This window comes from Chromohalobacter israelensis DSM 3043 (genome assembly GCF_000055785.1).
GTDB classification, from domain to species: domain Bacteria; phylum Pseudomonadota; class Gammaproteobacteria; order Pseudomonadales; family Halomonadaceae; genus Chromohalobacter; species Chromohalobacter israelensis.
Window position 1 is genome coordinate 94,084 of record NC_007963.1, and the last position, 21,780, is coordinate 115,863.

General features: G+C 62.7%; 17 protein-coding genes. 4 read left to right on the top strand and 13 right to left on the bottom strand.

The annotated features are described in order from the left end of the window. Positions 1-19 precede the first annotated feature (19 nt). The 3 genes from CSAL_RS00390 to CSAL_RS00400 form a co-directional block, all read right to left on the bottom strand. A complete protein-coding gene (locus CSAL_RS00390; protein ID WP_011505385.1) occupies positions 20-1,477 on the bottom strand; it encodes an NCS1 family nucleobase:cation symporter-1 in 1,458 nt (485 codons plus the stop codon). A 47-nt stretch (positions 1,478-1,524) separates the two neighbouring features. Further along, positions 1,525-2,874 (bottom strand): NCS1 family transporter, encoded by a 1,350-nt coding sequence (locus tag CSAL_RS00395; RefSeq protein WP_011505386.1) that lies wholly within the window; start codon positions 2,872-2,874, stop codon positions 1,525-1,527. Between the two features lie 222 nt (positions 2,875-3,096). After that, positions 3,097-3,828, bottom strand: coding sequence for an aspartate/glutamate racemase family protein (locus tag CSAL_RS00400; protein ID WP_011505387.1), 732 nt, complete (start codon positions 3,826-3,828; stop codon positions 3,097-3,099). A gap of 269 nt (positions 3,829-4,097) precedes the next feature. Between CSAL_RS00400 and puuE the strand changes: the two genes are divergently transcribed. Genes puuE through CSAL_RS00415 form a run of 3 tightly spaced genes read left to right on the top strand, consistent with a single transcriptional unit; the run spans position 4,098 to position 6,416 of the window. Next, entirely contained in the window at positions 4,098-5,039 is a 942-nt protein-coding gene (gene puuE, locus CSAL_RS00405) for an allantoinase PuuE (RefSeq protein WP_011505388.1), read from the top strand. Between the two features lie 17 nt (positions 5,040-5,056). Beyond that, positions 5,057-5,905, top strand: coding sequence for a bifunctional allantoicase/(S)-ureidoglycine aminohydrolase (locus CSAL_RS00410; protein ID WP_011505389.1), 849 nt, complete (start codon positions 5,057-5,059; stop codon positions 5,903-5,905). Positions 5,906-5,927: 22 nt separating this feature from the next. Beyond that, positions 5,928-6,416: an ureidoglycolate lyase gene (locus tag CSAL_RS00415; RefSeq protein ID WP_011505390.1), complete on the top strand. Its 489-nt coding sequence runs from the start codon at positions 5,928-5,930 to the stop codon at positions 6,414-6,416. Positions 6,417-6,444: 28 nt separating this feature from the next. Here CSAL_RS00415 and CSAL_RS00420 read toward each other — a convergent pair whose 3' ends face one another. Both CSAL_RS00420 and CSAL_RS00425 read right to left on the bottom strand, forming a co-directional pair. Further along, positions 6,445-7,209, bottom strand: coding sequence for a cytochrome c oxidase assembly protein (locus CSAL_RS00420; RefSeq protein WP_011505391.1), 765 nt, complete (start codon positions 7,207-7,209; stop codon positions 6,445-6,447). 14 nt (positions 7,210-7,223) lie between these two features. Then, the gene (locus CSAL_RS00425) at positions 7,224-7,694 is read right to left on the bottom strand and encodes a DUF2243 domain-containing protein (RefSeq protein ID WP_011505392.1); all 471 of its coding nucleotides are present in this window, start codon (positions 7,692-7,694) and stop codon (positions 7,224-7,226) included. 194 nt (positions 7,695-7,888) lie between these two features. Between CSAL_RS00425 and chrA the strand changes: the two genes are divergently transcribed. Further along, positions 7,889-9,103 (top strand): chromate efflux transporter, encoded by a 1,215-nt coding sequence (gene chrA / locus CSAL_RS00430; protein WP_011505393.1) that lies wholly within the window; start codon positions 7,889-7,891, stop codon positions 9,101-9,103. A gap of 67 nt (positions 9,104-9,170) precedes the next feature. Here the strand turns inward: chrA and CSAL_RS00435 are convergent, their stop codons facing one another. The 8 genes from CSAL_RS00435 to CSAL_RS00470 all read right to left on the bottom strand — a co-directional run bounded on the left by CSAL_RS00435 (position 9,171) and on the right by CSAL_RS00470 (position 21,770). Beyond that, positions 9,171-10,658 carry a class I SAM-dependent DNA methyltransferase gene (locus CSAL_RS00435; RefSeq protein ID WP_011505394.1) on the bottom strand — a complete coding sequence of 496 codons (1,488 nt, stop codon included), beginning with the start codon at positions 10,656-10,658 and terminating at the stop codon, positions 9,171-9,173. Further along, positions 10,655-12,580 carry a DUF8451 domain-containing protein gene (locus CSAL_RS17880; protein WP_011505395.1) on the bottom strand — a complete coding sequence of 642 codons (1,926 nt, stop codon included), beginning with the start codon at positions 12,578-12,580 and terminating at the stop codon, positions 10,655-10,657. Before CSAL_RS17880 ends, CSAL_RS00435 begins: the two co-directional genes overlap by 4 nt. Next, positions 12,577-14,193, bottom strand: coding sequence for a restriction endonuclease subunit S (locus CSAL_RS00445; protein WP_011505396.1), 1,617 nt, complete (start codon positions 14,191-14,193; stop codon positions 12,577-12,579). Before CSAL_RS00445 ends, CSAL_RS17880 begins: the two co-directional genes overlap by 4 nt. After that, entirely contained in the window at positions 14,193-16,889 is a 2,697-nt protein-coding gene (locus CSAL_RS00450; protein WP_244846431.1) for a type I restriction endonuclease subunit R, read from the bottom strand. The genes CSAL_RS00445 and CSAL_RS00450 overlap by 1 nt, the downstream gene beginning before the upstream one ends. A 210-nt stretch (positions 16,890-17,099) precedes the next feature. After that, positions 17,100-18,044 (bottom strand): oxygen-dependent tRNA uridine(34) hydroxylase TrhO, encoded by a 945-nt coding sequence (gene trhO, locus CSAL_RS00455; protein WP_011505398.1) that lies wholly within the window; start codon positions 18,042-18,044, stop codon positions 17,100-17,102. Between the two features lie 148 nt (positions 18,045-18,192). Next, the gene (locus CSAL_RS00460) at positions 18,193-19,683 is read right to left on the bottom strand and encodes a sodium:solute symporter family protein (RefSeq protein WP_011505399.1); all 1,491 of its coding nucleotides are present in this window, start codon (positions 19,681-19,683) and stop codon (positions 18,193-18,195) included. A gap of 166 nt (positions 19,684-19,849) precedes the next feature. Continuing rightward, positions 19,850-20,242, bottom strand: coding sequence for a RidA family protein (locus tag CSAL_RS00465; protein WP_011505400.1), 393 nt, complete (start codon positions 20,240-20,242; stop codon positions 19,850-19,852). Positions 20,243-20,270: 28 nt separating this feature from the next. Further along, positions 20,271-21,770 (bottom strand): N-acyl-D-amino-acid deacylase family protein, encoded by a 1,500-nt coding sequence (locus CSAL_RS00470; protein ID WP_011505401.1) that lies wholly within the window; start codon positions 21,768-21,770, stop codon positions 20,271-20,273. Positions 21,771-21,780: the final 10 nt, after the last annotated feature.

Genomic DNA, 21,780 nt, shown 5'->3' on the forward strand with positions numbered 1-21,780 from the left:
TCGTCAGGTCACGCCCGTTTCATGGCGCACCCGACGGCGCGGTGGACACGGTGTGCCCGCGCATCAGGGCGTAGTAGCACGCACCTCCCAGGCTCGCGCCGAGCAGCCATGCGAACCCTTCCAGTGCGGCGAGCGCCGGCACCCAGACCGAGGCCAGCGAGAACAGCGCGCCGACGGCGAAGGCGATCAGGGCGCGTCGGTTCCAGCCATTCTGATAGTAATAGGCACTGCCCGGTGCGGTGGAGAACAGCGCCTGAACGTCGAGTCGGCCTCGGCGGATGACGTAGTAGTCGATCACGATGATGCCGTAGAACGGCGCAATGACGGCGCCGATGGCGTTGACGAAGCCGGGAATGCCGATCCGGCTGATCACGCTGACCCACAAGGCCCCGATGAAGAAGGCGATGATCGCCGTGATCAGCCCGCCGATCCGAAAGTTGATGCGGCGCGGGAACAGGTTGGACAAGTCATAGGCGGGGGGAATGAAGTTGGCGACCAGGTTGATACCCACGGTGGCAGCGAAAAAGGTCAGCGCGGCGACGATCGTCAGCGGCAGACTATCGACGCGGTCGACGATGTCCGAGGGGTTGGTCAGTGCCTCGCCGAACAAGGCGAGCGTGCCGGCGGTGATGATCAGGGCGATGAACGAGAACACCGCGACGTTGAGCGGCAGCCCGAGCCAGTTGCCGAGCCGCATGGCGCGCTCGCTTTTCACGAAGCGCGCGAAGTCGCCGAAGTTGATCACCACCGCGGCGAAGTACGCGATCATGGTGCCGACAACGGTGAAAAAGGCACCGACGGCGCTGCCGGCGGCGTCGCTGTTGCCGCTGAAGATGTTGCCAATGGCCGGCAGCAGCGAGGCGCCGGCTTGCCACCAGACCACGCCCATCAGCACGATCATGACCGCGTAGACCAGCGGTCCGGCCCAGTTGAGGAAGTGCTTGATGCGCTCGATGCCCGCCCAGAACATCGCCAGTTGAAAGGCCCACACCACCACGAAGGCCAGCCAGGCCACGCTCGACAGCCCCAGGAACTGGCCGCCCTCCGGCACGCCCAGCGCGGTCAGCAAGAGCGTGACGGCCGTGGAGGCGAAGTAGGTTTGCACGCCGTACCAGAAGATGCCGATCACCGCGCGCAGCATCGCCGGCAGGTTGGCGCCGTGCACGCCGAGGCTGGCGCGTACCACCACCGGAAACGGAATGCCGTATTTGACGCTGGGGCGTCCGGTCAGGTTGACCAGCACCATGACCACCAGGCCGGCGAGGATGATGGCGGCCATGACCGCCCAGCCGTTGAGGCCGTAGCTCAGAAACAATGACGCGGCCAGGGTATAGCCGAACAGGCTCTGGATATCGTTGGCCCAGACATTGAAGATCTCGAAGGCGCCCCAGCGGCGTTCGGCATGGGGCAGCGGCGCCAGATCGGCGTTGTAGAGACTTGCATCGGGCGCCGTGAGGCGCAGGTCGTTATCGTTCATGGCAGCGCTCTATGTCGGTAGGCATCGTGTGGAGGACAGCGTGATCGTCATTGGTTGAAACGCCGGCAGGCCGGCCAGTGGCGCATCAGCAGGTAATAGGCGAGGCCGGCCGGCAGCAGGCTCGCGTACCACGAGACCGCCGAGACGTTGAGCGCCACCAGGGCGCCGATCAGCGTGGCGATGCAGGCGGCGTAATTGATGCCGCGATAAGGGCCATGCGCGTCATAGAGCTTGTCGAGATCCAGCGTGCGCTGGCGAATGAGGTAATAATCCACCGCCATGATCGCGAAGATCGGCCCCAGAAACGCCGAATAGGTCTGCACGAACAGCTGCAGTCCGGCCGCGGAATCGTCCTTGACCAGTTCCCAGGGAAAGGTCGCGAAGGCCAGCAACCCCACGATCACGGTGGCGCTGCGGAATTTCAGCTTGAAGACGTCCATCAGCACGTAGGTGGGGGGCACCACATTGTTGAGCACGTTGGTGGTGACCTGGGCGAAGGCAATGAACAACAGGGTGGTGATCAGAAGCGGTGGATTGTCGACGGCATTGGCGAAGACATCGATGGGATCGGCGACGCCGGTGGCACCGGAGACCATTAGCCCGATCAAGCCCATGAACAGCGTGCAGGGCAAAATCGACATGGCGTAGAGCGTGGTCAGAAGCCCCGGCCCGCTGCCGTGCTTGAGCTCGCGGGAGTAGTCGCTGGCATTGAGGATCATGGTGCTGTAGATGCCCAGGAACAGCATCGTCGCGCCCCAGAAGGGCAGTCCCCAGGTGCCGTCGATGTCGATCAGCTGTTCGCCGATCACATCGCCGTACTTGTCGAGCACGCTGAAGAACATGTAGACCAGCGAGGCCAGGATGAAGCCACTGCCGATGTTTTCCAGCCACTTGATGCCCTGGAAGCCGAACACCGACAGGGCGATCTGCAAGAGCTGGAAGGCGATGAAATAGAACACCAGATTGTCGAAGCCCAGCAGGGTCGACGAGACGGCGTTCAGGGCGCCGGCGCCGATCCAGCTCTGAAATCCGTACCAGACGATGGCCGGCACCGCGCGGATGAGCCCCGGCAAGCGTGTGCCGGTAAAGCCGAAGGCGCTGCGTGCCTGGACCATGAAAGGAATGCCGTACTTGTAGCCGGCGGCGCCGTTGATCGTCAGCGCGACGCCGATCACGAAGCAGCCGATGGCGATCGCCAGCGAGGCCTGCAACAGGTTGAGCGTACCGACGATGCTCGAGCCCATGGCGAAGGTGCCGATCGACACGCAGCCACCGAACCAGGCCAGTAGATAGGAGAGGCGTCCCATGATGCGGGTACGCTGTGGGTCCAGGGATTCTTGTCCCGGTGCCTTGCCGGCAGGGCGCGGCCCTTCCGACGTGGCGGAGTCGCTTGTCATGACGCTTTCCTCGGGCGGGACCGTGCCCCGCGATTTGTTGTTGTGCGCCCCGCTGGGGGACGTCCGAGTGGCGTAGCGTGCTGCTGTGTGGCTATCTTTCAGGCGCCCTGGTGTTGTGATTATCGGTAAGAGGACGCCGGCGATGATTTAGGCTGCTTCAGGCTTGAGCGTTAGCGAGTATGGGTCGTGGCGCGAAAACGTGGCTCCCCCCGTTTGCGGGCATTAGCGTGATAAATGGGCGAAATGGCCGGTGAAGGATTTGGGACGCGGAAAGGCGAGGTCGCCATGCTTGCTGGTGCCGAGCCCGAGGCCGACCAGCGCCTCGGCCAGTTTCACGGCGGCGGTGACCCCCTCGACGATGGGGATGCCCACTGCTTCTTCGATGGTGGCACGCAGATCGGCCATGCCGCCGCAGCCGAGCACGATGGCGCCGATGCCGTCCTCGTCCCGGGCGCGCCGGCAGGTCTCGATCACCCGCGTGAGGGCGGCGTCGCCATCGTCCTCCAGGTCGAGCACGGGGATTTCCGCGGCACGGATCCGACGGCAATGATGCGCGAAGCCATAGGCCTGCAGCAGGTGCTCGGCGATGATGCCGGTGCGGCTCAGCGTCGTGACGATGGAAAAGCGCGTGCTGATCAGGCTGGCCACGTGAAAGCCGGCCTCGGCGATGCCCAGCACCGGCGCGCGGGTCAGCTCCCGGGCCGCCATCAGCCCAGGGTCGCCGAAGCAGGCGATGATGTAGGCATCGCTGCCGTCGCGCTCGCCCTTGGCGATTTCCTCGGTCACGCCCACGGCGCTGATCGCCTCGTCGAAGTGACCCTCGATGGACACCGGGCCGCTTTCCGGTTGCGTGGCCACGATCCGGGTACCCGGGGCCGCGATGCGGCTGGCGGACTCGCCGATGCGTGTCGTCATGCCGGTGCTGGTGTTGGGGTTGATGAGGTGCAAGCGCATGGGGCATTCCTTGGGTGCGCGACTGGACCGCGCATGTTTTGTCTACAAAATTTCTAGTATTGAATACAAAATAAGTCAATGCCGGATCGACCTGATGTCGGACGGCTGCCGCGCCAGGCATGCCTCGAGCCGCCGAGATCCGCCGGATGGCGTTTTCGTCGACCCGTGAGTCGAGGCACCGGCAAGGGCGCGACGAGGGATTGATTTTTTGTATACATCAACGCACGCTAAGGTAATCCGAGCGGCACAACAATAAACCGGGAGTCTTCATGGGCATGGCATCCTCCACCGATCCGTCCGAGGTTTACCCACGCGATCTCGTCGGCTATGGCCGCACGCCACCGCAAGCGAACTGGCCGGGCCAGGCCCGCGTCGCCGTGCAGTTCGTCCTCAACTACGAAGAGGGTGGCGAGAACAGCGTGCTGCACGGCGATAGCCACTCCGAACAGTTTCTCTCCGAGATCGCCGGGGCCGAGGCCTATCCCGACCGCCACCTGAGCATGGAGTCGATCTACGAATACGGTTCGCGGGCGGGGGTGTGGCGCGTGCTGCGCGAGTTCGAGCGCCGCGGGTTGCCGTTGACGGTATTCGGCGTTGCCATGGCGCTGGAGCGTCATCCCGAGGTGGCCCAGGCCTTCCAGGAACTGGGCCACGAGATCGCCTGCCATGGCTGGCGCTGGATTCACTACCAGAACGTGCCGGAAGCACTCGAACGCGACCACATGCAGCGTGCCATCGAGGTGTTCCGCCGCTTGTACGGCGAGGCGCCCCTGGGGTGGTACACCGGTCGCGACAGCCCCAATACACGGCGGCTGTTGCTCGATCAGGGCGGCTTCCTCTACGACAGCGACTACTACGGTGACGATCTGCCGTTCTGGAGCGACGTCCAGGACAGTCAGGGCCAGACGCACCGCCACCTGATCGTGCCCTACACGCTGGATACCAACGACATGCGCTTCGCCTCGCCCACCGGCTTCGACCACGGCGAGCCCTTCTTCCAGTACCTGCGCGATGCCTTCGACGTGCTCTACGCAGAAGGCGCGGAAACACCGAAGATGCTCTCCATTGGTCTGCATTGCCGACTGATCGGCCGCCCCGGACGCTTCCGCGCGCTGCAGCGCTTCCTCGATCACCTCGAGACCCATGACCGGGTGTGGATAACCCGGCGTGTGGATATCGCGCGTCACTGGGCGGCAACGCACCCGGCTTGAAAAGCGAGGAACCTCTCATGTCACAACGCAGCCACGACGCACCTGAAAGAACCTACTACGCCCCCCATGGCGGTTTGCCGCCGCAGAGCCAGTTGATTCATGGTCGCGCGGTCTTCACCGAGGCCTATGCGGTGATTCCCAAGGGGGTGATGAGCGATATCGTCACCAGTTTCCTGCCGCACTGGGAGAAGACCCGGCTGTGGGTGCTGTCGCGGCCGCTTTCCGGCTTCGCGGAGACGTTTTCGCAGTACATCATGGAGGTCTCGCCCGGTGGCGGCAGCGAGCGGCCGGAGCCGGACGAAGGCGCCGAGGGCGTGCTGTTCGTGGTCGAGGGCGAGATGACGCTGACCATCGCGGGGGAAGCGCACGCGATGGGACCGGGAGGCTATGCCTATCTGCCGCCGGGCTGCGACTGGCAGCTGCGCAACGGCAGCGACGCGCCGGTGCGCTTCCACTGGATACGCAAGGCCTACGAGTTCGTCGAGGGGCTGGCAGTGCCCGAAGCCTTCGTCACCAGCGACAACGACATCGCGCCGATTGCCATGCCGGATACCGACGGCCGCTGGGCCACGACACGCTTCGTCGATCCCCAGGACGTGCGCCACGACATGCACGTCAACATCGTTACCTTCCAGCCCGGGGGCGTGATCCCGTTCGATGAAACCCATGTCATGGAGCATGGGCTCTACGTGCTGGAGGGCCGTGCGATCTACCACCTCAATCAGGATTGGGTCGAGGTCGAGGCCGGCGACTACATGTGGCTGCGGGCCTTCTGTCCGCAATCCTGCTACGCCGCCGGGCCGGGGCCGTTTCGCTATCTGCTCTACAAGGATGTGAACCGGCACATGAAGCTGCGCTTGAGCTGAGACAATCCTCCGAGGAGAACGCATGCTCGAACTTACCGCCCAGCCCCTGACTGCCGAAGCCTTCGCGCCGTTCGGCGATGTCATCGACCGCCGGGACGCCGACGGCTTTCCCATCAACGGCGGTCGCACCCAGCGCTATCACGACCTGGCGCGGATCGAAACGCTCGGCGAGGGGGCTCGGCCGCTGATCAGCCTCTTCGTCAGCCAGCCCGTGACACTGCCGCTGACGCTGGACTTTCTCGAACGTCATCCGCTGGGCAGTCAGGCGTTCATGCCGCTGCACGGGGAGCGCTTCATCGTCGTCGTCGCGCCACCGGGAGAGGCCGTGGACCCGGCACGGGTACGGGCCTTCGTCACCGATGGTCGCCAGGGGGTCAACTACCGCGCCGGCACCTGGCATGCCATTCACTCGGTGCTCGACGTGGAAGGCGAGTTTCTGGTGGTCGACCGTGGCGGAGCGGGCGACAACTGCGACGAGTTCCCGCTGGCGATGCGCGTGAGCCTGCCTTGAGGCTCTCGTCGTAGACAGTCGCCGACATTCATCCCGCGGGCAGCGGCTTCCCGCGTGCGGCGCGTTGCCGTTCGCGCAACCATTGCTGCATCAACGCCACCAGCAGTAAGAGCTCGGCCAGGTCGCCGCCGTAGTACATCCATTGCGCGGCTGCCTGGATCTCGCCGGGACTGGCGCCGGTGCCTGCCGGGAGCAGCCAGGCGTACATCAGTTTGCCGAGCGTGGCGTGGGTGGCGATGGCCAGGATCAGCACGCCCAGGCGTGTTCGCCAGCGCGGCCGATGCGGTGCCGGATCGGGACCGGCGATCGCCCAACTGAACAGGCAGCCGGAGATCACGAAGTGCAGATGGATGACGTGGTGCAGCCAGGGGGTGGCGATGCTCTGGGTGTACAGCGGGGTCAGATACAGCAGATACATGCCGCCGATATCGAGTAGCGCGGCGCTCAGCGGATGGCTGACTATCCGCACCGGCATGCTGCCCAGCAGCGTGACCATTGCCCGTGCTCGGGGCGGCGCCAGGTTGCGCAGCAGCAGGCTCATCGGTGCACCGAATACCAGCCCCAGGGGCGCGAACATGCCGACCAGCAGGTGCTGCAACATGTGCCCGCGCAGGTCGTGGTGCGCGAAGGCATTGACCGGGGCGGCGAACGCCACGGCGAGCGTGATGGTACCGACGACGAAGCTGGCGCTGCGCCAGGGCGACCATGGCTTGCCGGCGTGTCGGGTGCGCCACACGCCGGCCAGATACAGCGTTGCGGCCAGCAGCGCGAGCCATTGCGCGACGTTGGGCATGTACACGTCGGAGGCTAATGCTGACTTGTAGCGTGACCGCGCCGGGCGCGCCTGAGCAATAGCCAGCCGATCGCCAGGACGACGACACCGAAACCGATCCAGGCGATGTCGTAGAGCCACAGGTCATCGACGTAGCGTACCTGATGCAGGCGCAGGATCTTGTGGTCGACCACGCCATCGAAAACCTGGAAGCCGCCCGCGCCGAGAAGAAACCCCGGGCCACGGTAGCCGGGTGCTTGGCGCCCGGCGCCATGCAGTTCGATCATCATGAAGAAGCCGACCACCAGCAGGACCAGCTCGATGGCGTGCAGCACGCCGTCGGAGGCCAGCGCGAAGGCCGTGTCGCGATCGACGAAATGGTGCCAGGCCAGCAACTGGTGGAAGATGATTTCGTCGACTGCCGCCATGCAGCCGATGCCGATCAACGCGCTGGCCAGCAGAGTGCGGCGCGGGTCGGCGTGGCTGGGATAGGGAAGGGATGACATGCAGGCCTCCTGCCGCTCAATGAATTCGTGAGCGCTCACTCCTTGAGCGCCTCTGCAATGTAGGCAGTCGAGGCCATGTGGTAAAGCGAAAGCGCCCCGGAGGACGTGAAACGCCGTCGTGGTGGTGTTCAACGGTAAGGGCGGGCACGGTGAGCGCTGGTTTCTCCTCATCCGCTTGCTCGGGAGCCGGTCCCATGCGAGATGCTCGTCATTCCATCGAACGTATCAAGGAAGTCTTCTTTGCCTTTCTGGTGCTGGGTTTGACCTCCTTCGGTGGCCCCATTGCCCATCTGGGGTATTTCCGTGCCGAGTTCGTCACGCGTCGCCGCTGGCTGTCGGAAGCGGACTACGCGGATCTGGTGGCGCTGTGTCAGTTTCTCCCGGGTCCGGCCAGCAGTCAGGTTGGCTTCGCGCTGGGACTGTTGCGAGGTGGGGGATGGGGAGCCGCCGCCGCCTGGACGGCCTTCACCTTGCCTTCGGCCCTCGTGCTGGTGCTGTTCGCGTCAGGGGCTGCATCCTTCGACGGGCCGGTCAGCGAGGGTATCCTGCATGGGCTCAAGGTGGCGGCCGTGGCGATCGTCGCCCATGCGGTCTGGGGCATGGCGCACAAGCTGTGCCCGGATCAGCGGCGTGCCGGCATTGCGCTGGCGGCGGTGCTGATCGTCGTGCTGATCGGCGGTCCGGCGGGGATGATAGCGGCCATTCTCGCCGGTGCGGTGGGCGGCATGCTGTTGTGCCGGGACTCGGCGTATCGAGACCAAGGCGATCCCGGGTCGCGAGGTTTGCACTTCCCGGTATCTCGACGTGCCGCACGAATCGCAGCGGTGTGTTTCGTCACCTTGCTGATCGGGCTGCCCGGGCTGGCCTGGGTGTCGTCGTCCCCGGTGCTGTCGATGGCGGATGCCTTCTACCGGGCCGGTGCGCTGGTCTTCGGGGGCGGGCATGTGGTGCTCCCGCTGCTGGAAAGCGAGATCGTCCAGTCGGGCTGGGTCACGCCCGATAGCTTTCTCGCGGGATATGGCGCCGCCCAGGCGGTGCCCGGGCCTCTGTTCACCTTCGCGGCGTATCTCGGCGCCGAGATGGGGGCGTTGTCCGTGCCGCTGCTGGGCGCGGCCTTGGCACTCATCATGATCTTCCTGCCGGGGCTCGCATTGCTGGTGGCCGTGCTGCCCCACTGGAACGGTTTCAGGCGCCTGGAACGCGTGCAGGCATTGATGCGAGGCGCGAATGCCGCCGTGGTGGGCATTCTGGGGGCCGCTCTCTACCAGCCGGTGTGGACCAGCGTGGTGGTCGGGCCGCACGAATTTGCATTGGCCCTGGTGGGCTTTCTGCTCTTGAGCGTCTGGAAATGGCCGGCCTGGGCGGTTGTGGCCATCCTGGCACTCGGGGGGATCGTCATTACGCTGTAGTGGTTGGAAGCGGGACGAGCAGGTACGCAACAACGCCGACTTGGAGACGGCGTTGTTGCCAGGGCCGCTATCTTGAGTTCTCAAGGCCTTGGGCCACGTTGCGAAACGCCTCAAGGCCAGCCTCTAGGTTTTCGATGATGTCGCCTATCAGCACGTCCGGTTCAGGTAGGTTATCCATGTCTCCAAGCGATTCATCCTTCAGCCAGAAGATATCCAGGCTGACCTTGTCGCGTTTCAGCACCTCATCCAGCGAGTATTTCCGCCAGCGGCCGTCGGGGGTCGCCTCGCTCCAGGTTTCCTGACGCCGGTCGCGCTGGCCCGGTTGGTAGCAGTCGATGAATTCCTGGAGATGCTCGAGGCGAAGCGGCTTCCTCTTAAGCGTGTGATGAACGTTGGTGCGGTAGTCGTAGATCCAGATGTCCTTCGTCCACGGCTCGGCGCGTCCTGGCTTGTTATCGAAGAACAGCACGTTGGCCTTGACGCCGTTGGCGTAGAAGATGCCTGTGGGGAGCCGAAGGATGGTATGCAGCTCGGTGGTGGTCAGCAGCTTGCGGCGCACGGTCTCGCCCGCCCCGCCCTCGAACAGCACATTGTCCGGCACCACCACGGCGGCCTGGCCGTTTTCCTTCAGCATGGTGCGGATGTGCTGGACGAAATTGAGTTGCTTGTTGGAAGTGGTCGCCCAGAAGTCCTGTCGGTTGTAAACGAAGTCTTCCTTTTCCTGTTCGCCTTCTTCGTTGGTGACGGTCATCGAGCTCTTGCGACCGAATGGCGGGTTGGCCAGCACGTAGTCATAACGCGCCGGGGCCGGGCCGATCAACGCATCGGTGGGTGCAATGTTGGGTTGATCATCGATCTCCCCGATGTTGTGAAGGAAAAGGTTCATCAGGCACAGCCGCCGAGTATTGGCGACGATCTCATTACCGTGAAAGGCATGATGCTTGAGGAACTGTTTCTGCTCGCGATCCATCCGGGCACCATGATGCTCGGTGATCCAGTCGTAAGCGGCTAGGAAGAAACCGCCGGTGCCGGCGGAAGGGTCGGCGATGGTCTTGCCGGGTTGTGGTTGTACGCATGCGACCATGGCCTGAATCAAGGCGCGCGGCGTGAAGTACTGGCCGGCGCCGGATTTGGTATCTTCGGCGTTCTTCTCCAGTAGGCTCTCGTAGATGTCGCCCTTGACGTCGGCATCCAGCATGGCCCACTTCTCGGCGTCGATCATGTGAATCACGCGAGCGAGCTTGGCGGGGTCTTGAATCTTGTTCTGTGCCTTGGTGAAGATCTGCCCCAGCGTGCCCGATTGCTGGCCCAAGGTACGCAGCAGGTCGAGATAGTGGGCCTCGAGCTCGGCGCCGGTGCGCCTGACGAGCGAGGGCCAGCCGTAGCCTGCGGGAATCCCGGTGTCTCGGCGATAGGGGGGCTGGCTGTACTCGTGGGCCATCTTCAAGAAGATCAGATAGGTGAGCTGTTCGAGATAATCGCCATAGCCCACCCCGTCGTCGCGCAGGGTATGGCAGAAGTTCCAGACTTTATTGGCCAGGGTTTGAGCGTTCATTCGGCTTCTCTATTGGCGGTAGGCGATACGTAGGCTTGATCAGGACGGTTGGGGTCGTCCTGATACTGATACGCCAGTTCTCCTGCCTGGCGCATCGGCGTAATATATTCTTTTTGAAGGTATTCCTGGTTGCGCTTCAACAGCCGGGAGAGTTCGGCCGCCCGATAGGGGCGCTCGGCACACAGCGCCCGCAGCAGCTCTCGTACCCGACGCTTGTCTCGGGAACGCTGGCCGATGGCCTCGAGCCGTAGCGCCAGCCAGCCGGGAAGCTCGGCGATAAGCGACTCCCGTGACTGGCCTTCCGGCTCCTGAGGTAAGCCGCCTGACTCCTGAGGTAAGCCGCCTGACTCCTGAGGTAAGCCGCCTGACTCCTGAGGTAAGTTCTCCTGTTCGGCAGCCAGGTCGCGGTCCAATACAGAGAGCAGTTCCATGGCCGGGCTGCCCTGCATGGGAAAATGTTCACCGGGCAGATAATAGGTCTCGGCGCCCTTGGGAACCTGGTGGAGTAGCCCGAGGTCGCGCAGTCGGCTCAACTGCTGACTGGCGGCCAGGGTGTCGACGCGATTCTGGTCGCGATAGTCGGCATTGGTGATGCGCCCCGTCTCGCGCACGAACAGCAGAGCGCGGCACTCCTCATCGGAGAGTTGCCAGTGGCGGAAATGCTTGAGCCATTCCACCGCCTCATCATCGAGGAAATGCACGAACAGCAGGGTCGCCATGAAGCGATCCTCATGACGCACCGACTCGAAGACCGGCGGCGTCAGCCCCGCCTGTTCCATCTGGCGGCGCATGACGCGGATGCCGCTGCCCTTGGTTTCGGCATAGCCGACTTCGTGCAGCACCGTCGCCAGGGTCGGGTTGCGCCAGGCGCTGCCAGGCAGGCCTAGCTGTTCCTCGGGCTTGAGCGAATAGCCGGGATTGCGCACCTCGATGCGGTTGCTGAAGCGGATGATCTGCAACGGTTGGTGGGCACGATAGTTGCGGTGCATCAGGGCGTTGACGATGGCCTCGCGCACGACCTTGGCGGGGATCAGCGGTCGGTCCGCGCGTTGCTGGCTGCCCTGTGGCAGATGAAAAGCCATGGGCAGGTCATCCAACACCGCCGCCACAGCGCGGTTGATCAGCCGCGGCAGGGTATCGCGCATGTCGATGGTGGTGAAGCGCTCGTCGGGGTCCTCGATCCACTCCTTGCCGGTCACGCGGATGTAGTCGACCCGATGGGCAGGCACCAGCCGACGAATGGCCATGCGCCGCCCGAAGAGCAGGATGCCGGCCAGGGTCGGCTTCAGCTCGCCGTGCTGCCAGATGGCGGCCCCCAAAGCTTCGAGCAGCTCGTCATCGCTATAGCCGAGTTCCTCGGCCTGAGCGTTCATGGCCCGGCGGTCGCGGCGATAGTCGTCGAGGGCATCCGGGTCGATATCGTCGCGGGTGGCGCCGTGTGGCACCGAGCGATCGAACTCAACCTGGGAACGCTGTTGGTAAAGCACCTCGAGATCATGCTCGTTGCAGCGGTAGTCGCCGTTGGGGCCGCGCCGCCAGGCGGCCCGAGGTAGGGCCGACTTGACGAAATACACCGGCTTGTCGGCCGGCCGGGCCTCGGGCACCTGGATGACCACCAGCCGCTCGCCTTCCACCAGCTCGGTAGCCGCCTGGACCCGTAGCGGCACATTGAACGTCGAGGCACAGGCAGAATGCAGGTCATTCAGCAGGGTATCGGGGTCGGGCACGCCTTCGACCCGGTAATGGCCCTGATCTTCGACCACGCCCAGCAATAGATGACCACCGTCCAGCCCCGGCTCGTTAGCGAAAGCGCAGATGGTTTCCAGCATCGACTTGCCGAACTTCTGAGCCCGCTTGGCTTCAACGCGCTCGGACTCATCCAGCAAACGCAACTGCTCCAGCAGGGCGGCGGCCGTAGTCATGGCGTCGGTTCCCTGTGCAGCTTGCGAGGGGCCCTTGGCTGGCTTTCCCGCTCGGCGCGGATGCGCGCCAACAGCTCGCTGGCCGGCTCGTCGTCGGGATCCTGAGGCACCAGTCGACCGGCGAAGGCGCGCTTGAGGATGGACTGCTTGAGCGCTTCGGCCTGTTTCATGGAAGCGGTCAGGGTCCGCTCCAATTGGTCGAGTTGGGAGAGGCGTGACTCAAGTTGATCGACAATCATCATCTGCTCGTTTTTTGAGCAAACAGGGATGCAAAGCTTTTCAACTTTTGCAAGGCTGAGTGTGTAAAGACCAGATGTAGAGCTAGCCACTTTTTTAATTGCTTTTCTTCCTGTTGCCGAGAGAAGAAAATGCAGGACAAAATCAGCGCTGATTGGGCTTGCCAATCTTGAACGTATCAAGTGATTTTGGTGTGTGCAGTGCTCTATCGATCCATCCCATTTTGCGACTCTTCCTATTTGGTCAGGGCTTCCATTTCCCTCGACGATAAGCAGGTCGTCTTTTTTTAGTTTTGCTCTTTTTGCTTCATCAGGAGTAGTCCCGATGAAGTGGATGTCATCCAGTTCCAGCTTGTTCGCGTATACATTGGCCACCCGAAGGAAAGGGTTTTTTTGTGGCAATGATTGACGTTTTTGGTTCTTGGTGATGCCGCCTGATATCTCCGAAATGTTACCCAGGTTTATCCATTTCCACCCCTCCGGCAATTCTGGTAACTCGGCCAGCTCTTGCTGTGTCAATGGTGGCAGGGCCTTGGGCACCTTGGGCTTGCGGGGTTTCTTGCCTTCCTTGCCGGCGGCTTCCCAGTCCTTGAGCTGATGTTGCCAGTCGGTCAGCTGCTGTTGGTAGTGCGCCTCGCGCTCGGCCTGAATCCGCTCCAGCAAGGCTTCCGGGCTTTCCTGTCGATCGGCATTGTCTTTTCGCCACTGCTCGGTCAGCTTGCCTTCGAAGGCGGCCTTGAGCAGTGACTGGCGGGCGGTCTTGAGCTTGGCCTGGGCGGTTTTCAGGCTTTCCACACCGCTATCGATTTCGGAGAAAAGCTCCTCTATCTTGGTGACAATTCGCTGTTGTTCTCTGGTAGGGCAAAGTGGGACGCTGACATTGCTAAAGTAGTCAGTGGTGACACGAAGCTGGCCGGCACTGCCAGCCATGTTGGCTTGAGCTTGTTTTCTGAAACTCTTGGAAACAAAAAAATAAAAATAAAATTTTTTTTCAACGGCTTCGGTTAGGCGTGATACGTGGAATTCTGTGGACCCAAAGCCGACGCCATTGGTTAGGTTGCTCAAAAGTGCAACTTTTCCGTTTTCCATGCAAGGAGTGATTTTAGCAAAAAGGATGTCGCCATCTGAAAAGTAAGTATATCCTTTTTTTACGTCTTCGAATTTCTTGCTGTCGTCGGTGGTGTAGCGGCCAGACTCTTCTGCTACAGCGCCCATCGGGATGAAGGAAACTGAAAGCTCTTCATCGAGTTTAGGCTTCTTTGGGTTGATCTCCGCTATCTGGTTATGCTCTATCCATAACCAGTGAGGTGTTTTTATATTAGCTAATTTTTTTTCCATAGAGTGCACTGGTAATGCCTCATCAATTGGACTATTCATTATGCTGCCAATGCATCATTGATTTCATCGATCACCCGGTCCATCTCGTCACCAAATAGCTGATACATCTTCCCCGCGCCGCCTTCTTCATTGAAGGGAATGTAGTCGAGGTCATCGACTTCGAGGTGCAGGCATACGGCGATATGGTCGCGGATCATTTCCAGCCAGGCCTGCTGCTCGGGGCTGAACTTGGTCTGGTTGCCGGCATGCCTGGCGAAGATCCACTTCTTGAAATTTGCGCGCACGGTGTCGGCATAGGGCGTGAGTTTGTCGTCCCAGCCGCAGGCGCGGCGCACCAGGGCGACGATCTGTGCGAGCTCTTGTTCCGGGCGCTTTACCTGTACGTCGTCAAGAGCGGCGTAGGCGTCCCATATCCTGACCGGGGCCAGCCTGGGTCTCTCCTGCTTAAGCGACTCCAAGAGTGCCGCGATGGTTTGTTGAGTGATCTCGGCCCGACGCTGAGGCTGGGCATAGTAAATGGTCAGGGCGGTGATGTCATCGCGATGGCTTTGCAGCCACTGCTCGAATTCCTGCCGCAGGTGGGCGCGCTGGGTGTCGAGATCGCGGTCCCAGCCGCTGTGGGTGACGGTATCGATATTCACGGTATCCAGCGTCTGCTCCTGACGCTCGCGAATGTCTTCGAGCAGGGTGTTCAACGGGCCGGTGATCGGTGCGCAGGCCTGTTGCGCACGCTGCTTGCGTACTTCATCCCATTGGGTGCTGGTGATCGTTTCGTTGGGCGTCAGGTTGAAGTGTTTCCGGGTCTGGGCGTCGATGGCATCGGGGTCGTCCACCTTCAGTAGCTGGCCGGCCAGGTCGTTGAGGCTGGCGCCGCCGGTGAGGTCCTTGACCTGGCGCTGCTGCTCGGCGTCGAGGCGCTTGGCGAATCGGGCGAAACGCCCGGACAGGGAGCTCAGGACCTCCTCGTCACGCACACCCATCGTCACTGCGTTCATTAGATCTTTCTGGGAATAGCTGGGCGTTTTTTCGAGGCTGCCGGTTTCCTTCTTCTGGGAATCTTTGACGCCGATCGCATCGACCAGGATGAATTCCTGCTTGGGGCCACGCGCGGCGTTGCTGACTACTGCCAGCCCGTCCGCGTCGAGGCTGCGGGTGCCGCGCCCGACCATCTGCATGTAGTAGTTGCGACTCTTCACATCGCGCATAAACAGCAGACATTCCAGCGGCTTGACGTCGGTGCCGGTGGCGATCATGTCCACGGTCACGGCGATGCGCGGATGGTAGTCATTGCGGAAGCTGGCCAGCACACTCTTGGGGTCTTCGTCGATGCGGTAGGTGATCTTCTTGCAGAATTCGTTGCCCTCGCCGAACTCCTCGCGAACGATGCGGATGATGTCGTCGGCATGGCTGTCGGTCTTGGCGAAGATCAGGGTCTTGGGCACCTGAAAGGCGCCGTCGTCGTCGACCCGGTCCGGGAACATCTGCGGCAGGCCATCGCGAAAGGCCTGAATCACGGTACGGATCTGGGAAGGGTTGACTACGGAGCGATCGAGCTGGGTGCCTTGGTAATCGATCTCTTGGTCGAGCTGTTCCCAGCGCTTCTTGCGGCTTAGGCGTTCGCGTTTTTCTACCAACTCCTCTGCCTCGAGGCGGCCGCCGGCTTGGGTGATCTCGGTATCGATGCGCCAGACACGGTGATCGACATTGACGCCATCCGCCACGGATTGCTCGAGGGTATATTCGCTGACTACGTTCTGCTGGAAGAAGCCGTAGGTCCGGTTGTCCGGGGTCGCGGTGAGGCCGATCAGGAAGCTATCGAAGTATTCCAGTACCTGACGCCACAGGTTGTAGATGGAGCGATGGCACTCGTCGATGACCATGAATTCGAAGAATTCCGGCGGGATGCGCGCATTATAGATTACCGGCAGTGGCGGCTTGCGCAGGATGGCGGCGCCATCCGGCACCGTTTCCTCCGTCGCCTCGTCGAGCGGTTCGCCCTTGAGGATCGAGTACAGGCGCTGAATAGTGCAGATGATGACCTGGGCATCATCGGGGATATGGCTGCTGGTCAGGCGCCGGACGGTATAGAGCTCGGTGAACTTGCGGTTGTCATCCTGAGGGATGTACTGGTGAAACTCCCCTTCGGCCTGCTCGCCGAGGTTCTTGGTATCCACCAGGAACAACACCCGTTTGGCCTGGGAGAACTTGAGTAGCCGATAGATAGAGGTAATGGCGGTAAAGGTCTTGCCGGCACCGGTGGCCATCTGGATCAGCGCGCGTGGCCGGTTCTCACCCAACGACTGCTCCAGGTTGGTAATGGCGTGGAGTTGGCAGTCGCGCAGGCCATGAGGTTGCAGAGTCGGGACATGCGTCAAGCGAGCGCGCAGGGTTTCCGGTTCTTTGAGTCGTTGCGCCAGGGTATCGGGGCGCGGGAATTGAAATACCTCTCGCGCTCGAGGCTTGGGATCGCGGCTATCCGTATAGCGCGTGATTTCCCCGGTCGCTTCATGGACGAAGCGCAGTGCTACCTGGCCCAGGTGCTTGAGGCTGGAGGTTGCGTAGCGCGCCGACTGGAGCTCCACCGCGTTCAGTCGATGACCTTCGTCATCACGCTTGGCCTCGATGACGCCCACGGCCTGGTGATCCACCATCAACAGATAATCCATGGGTCCGCTGTCGGTCGGGTATTCGCGGACGGCGACGCCTCGTCCGGCTGCGGGGTTGAGTTCGCTCATCGACTGCACAATCCAGCCAGCCTCTTCAAGCTGTCGATCTATGCGCCGGCGTGCCTGCTGCTCTGGCGTGAGAGTTGTCATTAGCTGCGTCCCTGCCATTCACTTAGTGGTTCTTTATGCCTCAGGTTACACGTCCGGTCATGCACGACAAGGCCCCGCAGTACGGGGCCTTGTCGTGCTGGTCTGCTCGGCAGCTATAGCTGCCTGCCTTCATATCTGGCGCGGGTCGCGCCCCAGCGGGTGCGGTTCGCCGCGCTGCTTGGCGAGCTCGATCTGACGCTGGCGTTCGCGGGCACTGGCGCGCGTCTTCTCCGGCAGGCTGTCCCAGCAATGCGGGCAGCTCACGCCGGGCTCGTATTTCTCGGAGGCCATGTCGGCCTCGGAGATCGGCCGGCGACAGGCGTGGCATTGGTCGTATTCGCCTTCGGCGAGATCGTGGCGCACGGTCACGCGGTTGTCGAACACGAAGCATTCGCCTTGCCAGCGCGACTGCGACTCGGGCACCTTCTCCAGATAGTTCAGAATGCCGCCCTTGAGGTGATACACCTCCTCGAAGCCTGCATTCAGCATGAAACTGGAAGCTTTCTCGCAGCGAATCCCGCCGGTGCAGAACATCGCCACCTTCTTGTGCTTGGCGGGGTCGTAGTGCGCCTTCACGTAGTCGGGAAACTCGCGGAACGTCTTGGTTTGTGGGTCGATGGCGCCCTCGAACGAGCCGATTTCCACTTCGTAATCGTTGCGCGTATCGATGACCAGGACCTCCGGATCGGCGATGACGTCGTTCCAGTCCTCGGGTTCGACATAGGTGCCGACTTTCTGGTTGGGATCCACCCCGTCGACGCCGAGGGTGACGATCTCGCGCTTGAGCTTGACCTTGGTGCGATAGAAAGGATGCGCGTCGCAGTAGGATTCCTTGTGGTCGACCGCGGCCAGGCGCGGGTCGGCGCGCAGCCAGGCGAGCAGCGCGTCGATGCTCTCGCGCGTGCCGGAAACGGTGCCGTTGATGCCTTCATTGGCCAGCAGCAGGGTGCCTTTCACGTCGTGGGCGCGCATCGTCTCGAGCAGGGGCTCGCGCAGGGCTTCGTAATCGTCGAGGGTGACGAACTGATAGAGCGCCGCCACCACGATGGGCGGCGTGTCGTGCGAATCGGTCATGTCTGTCTCCTGGTAATCGTCCCCGTAAAGGACGGACCGGGTAAGGTTCGGCAATGGGCCGAGGCGCGTATTTTACGCATTCCAGGAGGGGGATGCATCTGCGTCAGGATGCCGCCCCTTCGGGGGGCGGCGAGGGGAAGAGAGGGGGTTATGCCGTCTTGTGATGAATGGCCTCGGCGGGGTCCTCGGTCATCTCCATGCGCTCACGCTCGTCGTCGATGATCTTGAGCGCCTGCTCCGGTGTCACCTTCGAAGCGGGGGTGATCAGGCTGACCACGACACCCACGAGGAGTGCGACCAGCACGGCGGGAATGCTCGGGTTGCCCCAGAAGGCACTCCAGCTATCGACGCCGATGACGGCGAGCGAGGTGGCGGAGGCCGCGATGAGCGTGGCGACGGCACCCTGCCAGTTGTAGCGCGGCCAGAAGCGACCCAGCACGCCACACACGAACATGCCGGCCATGACCGTGGCGATCATGCTGGTGATGTAGTCGATGACGTTGTCGGAGGTCAATGCGAACAGCAGCGCCAGGCCGATGGTGGCGATCAGCGCGAGACGCGAGAGCAAGACGACCTTGTGTGCCGAAGGCGTATGCCCGGTGAACAGCACGTAGACGTCGCGCAACAGGATCGAGACGCCGGCGATGGCGTCCGAGCTGGCGCTCGACATGGTCGCCGAGAGGCCCGCGACGAGCAGCAACAAACCCAGCCACAGCGGCAGGATCTCGGTCGCCAGAAACGGAAAGGCGAAGTTGCTGTTGTCCAGACCGGGGTTGAGCGCGTGGGTGGCCATGCCGATGATCGCCGGGATGATCGAGAAGATCATGTAAAGAATGCCGGTGATCACGAATGACTTGCGTACGGAATGGACCGAGTTGCCGGAGTAGATGCGCTGACGGTAGGAGGGGGTTGCCAGCACGCCGACGGCGATGACCGCCGCCAGCGACAGTGCCGGCACCACGCCGATCTTGTCGATGCCCAGGAAACTGGTGGTGGCGACGTCCATGTTGGCGCCCAGTCCCGAGAATCCACCCACTTCGAACAATGCGATGATGGCCATCACGATGAAGCCGACGAACAATATCACCGCCTGGACGGTATCGGTCCACACCACGGCCATGTAACCGCCGATCACGCAGTAGATGCCGAAGCCCAGCGCCACCAGAACGCGGGCGGTGGTGAGGTCGATGTCGGCCATCCAGGATAGATAGAGCCCGCCACCGAGAATGTGCGCGCCGAGCCAGCCGATACAGGCGATGTAGATCAGCACCGCGACGATGTTGCGCACCCAGCGGTTGGCGCCGACATAATAGGAAAGCTCCTCGCTCATGGTCATGAAGCGCAGCTTGCGTACGGGGGCGAACCACGCCGCCAGCAGCAGCACGCCGATGGAGCCGCCGATGCCGTAGAGGGCCCCGGCCCAGCCGTTGGCATAGCCGAAGCCGACCGCGCCCATGCTCGAGCCGGTACCCACCATGGTGGCGACGGTGGTCCCGATCGTCAGGAAGATCGGGATGCTGCGCCCACCGAGCAGGAAGTCATCGCCATTGCTTCGGCTATGGCGGGAGACCCACCACCCGAACGCGATCATGGCCACCACGTAGGTGACGAAGGCACCGAGGAATACGTGACTGTTCATAATAGCCTCTTATAATTGTTGTCCCGGCCGTTGCCGCGGCCGGGGCAGTGTGGAATGTCATGGCCTATGGGGTTTTACGCTGTCGGTCGCGCCCTTGCCGGGGCGCGGCCATCTTTCTTTTCCGTTCTCTTCCCCGAACGACGCTATGCGTCCGCCCAGGGATCGCTCAGGCCCTGTCCGCCCGGTAGCACTTGACGTCGACCTCCACCTTGCAGTCGACCACCAGGTCCTGAACGCTGCAGATGCGCGCCGGGGGATGCTCGCCGAACACCTCCTTGAATACCTTGTTGAATGAACTGAAGTAGCGTGCGTCGGTCAGCACGGCGGTGACATGCACGACGTGCTCCACGCCATAGCCGGCCTCTTCCATGATCTTCAGGCAGTTGGCGAAGGCCAGGCGGGATTGTTCGACGATGCTGCCTTCGACGACTTCGCCGTCCGTCATGGGCGTCTGGCCCGAGACGAACAGCCAACCGCCCGCTTCGGTGGCGCGTGCGAAGGGCAGCTTCTGACCGCCTGTGCCGACGCCTCCTTCGACGCCATACCGCTGAATACTCATCTTCTATTCTCCTGTTCGGCTGAAATGCTCAGGGAAATGTGGCGCTGTCGCGCCCGTCGTGGATGCCTGTGGAAACCGGGGCTGGCGAAAGCCGAGCGTTGCGGCGTAGCAGCCGTCCGGCACGTTTGCCGCTCGCCTGACCGTGGCGGTAGCTGATGCAGCCGTTGACGATGACCAGCTCGATGCCTCGGGCGAGCGACATCGGGGTGCTGTAGGTGGCGGTATCCTCGAGTGTCTCGAGATCGAGCAGCACCAGGTCGGCGAAGGCGCCGACCCGTATGACCCCGCGGTCGGCGAGGCCGAAGTTGGCCGCCGAGAGCGCGGTCATCTTGCGCACGGCTTCGGTCAGCGACAGCAGCTTCAGGTCGCGGCTGTAATGCGCGAGCACGCGCGGAAAGGTGCCCCACAAGCGCGGATGCGGATGCGGGTCGTTGGGCAGGCCGTCGGAGCCGACCATCGACAGCGGATGTGACAGCACCAGGCGCATGTCGGCCTCGCTCATGTTGTGGTAGACCGCACCGGCCGGTTGCAGACGCTCGGCGGCTTCCATCAGCGACAGCCCCCACTGCTCGGCGATGGCCCCGAGAGACTGACGGGCTACCTCCGGATGCGGATCGGACCAGGTGATGAAGATGTCGATTTCGTCGGTGACCTGGCCCAGGTCCAGTGTCGAGGAGCCGGCGGTATAGGGGTAGCAGTCGCAGTGAACGCCATGGGTGCGCGCAGCGTCATCGAGCTTCGACAGGGCCTTGGGCGCGTTGCCCCAGTTGCCGGCACCGGCGCATTTCAGGTGCGAGATCACCAAGGGCGCCTGACCGTGCCGGGCGGTGGCGACGGCTTCGTCCATCGCTTCGGGGAGCCCGGCGAACTCGTCGCGCAAATGCGTGGTATAGACGCCGCCGGCCCGGCCAACCGCCTCGACCAGCGCATTCATCTCTTCGGTCGGAGCGCAAAAGGCGTTGCGGTAGGCCAGGCCCGAGCTCATGCCCACGGCGCCCTCGCCCAGCGCCGTCTCCAGCTGCTCGCGCATGGCGGCGATCTCGTCGTCGCTGGCAGGACGATCGAAGCGATCCATGACCTGGCTGCGCAGGCTGGTATGGCCGATCAGCGCTGCCACGTTGACGCTGGGTGTCGATGCATCGACCGCCTGGGCGTACGCGGCGAAGGAGGGGTAACGGAAGTCTTCCGCGCGGCCGAGCAGATTCATGGGGTCGGGCACGTCGCCCGTGAGCGTGACCGGGCTGGCACTGATGCCGCAGTTGCCGACCACCACCGTGGTGACGCCCTGGGAGAGCTTGGGAAGCATCTCCGGCGTGCGGATGACATTGGTATCGTCGTGGGTGTGGACGTCGATGAAGCCGGGCGCAAGCGTCAGGCCCTTGGCGTCGATGACGTCATTGGCGCTGGTGTCGACCAGCGTGCCGAGGGCGACGATCCGCTCGCCCTGAATGGCGACATCGGCGGTGAAGGCATCGCCTCCACGGCCGTCGAGGATCGTGGCGTGACGAATCAGTAAATCGACGTGCATGGCGACTCCT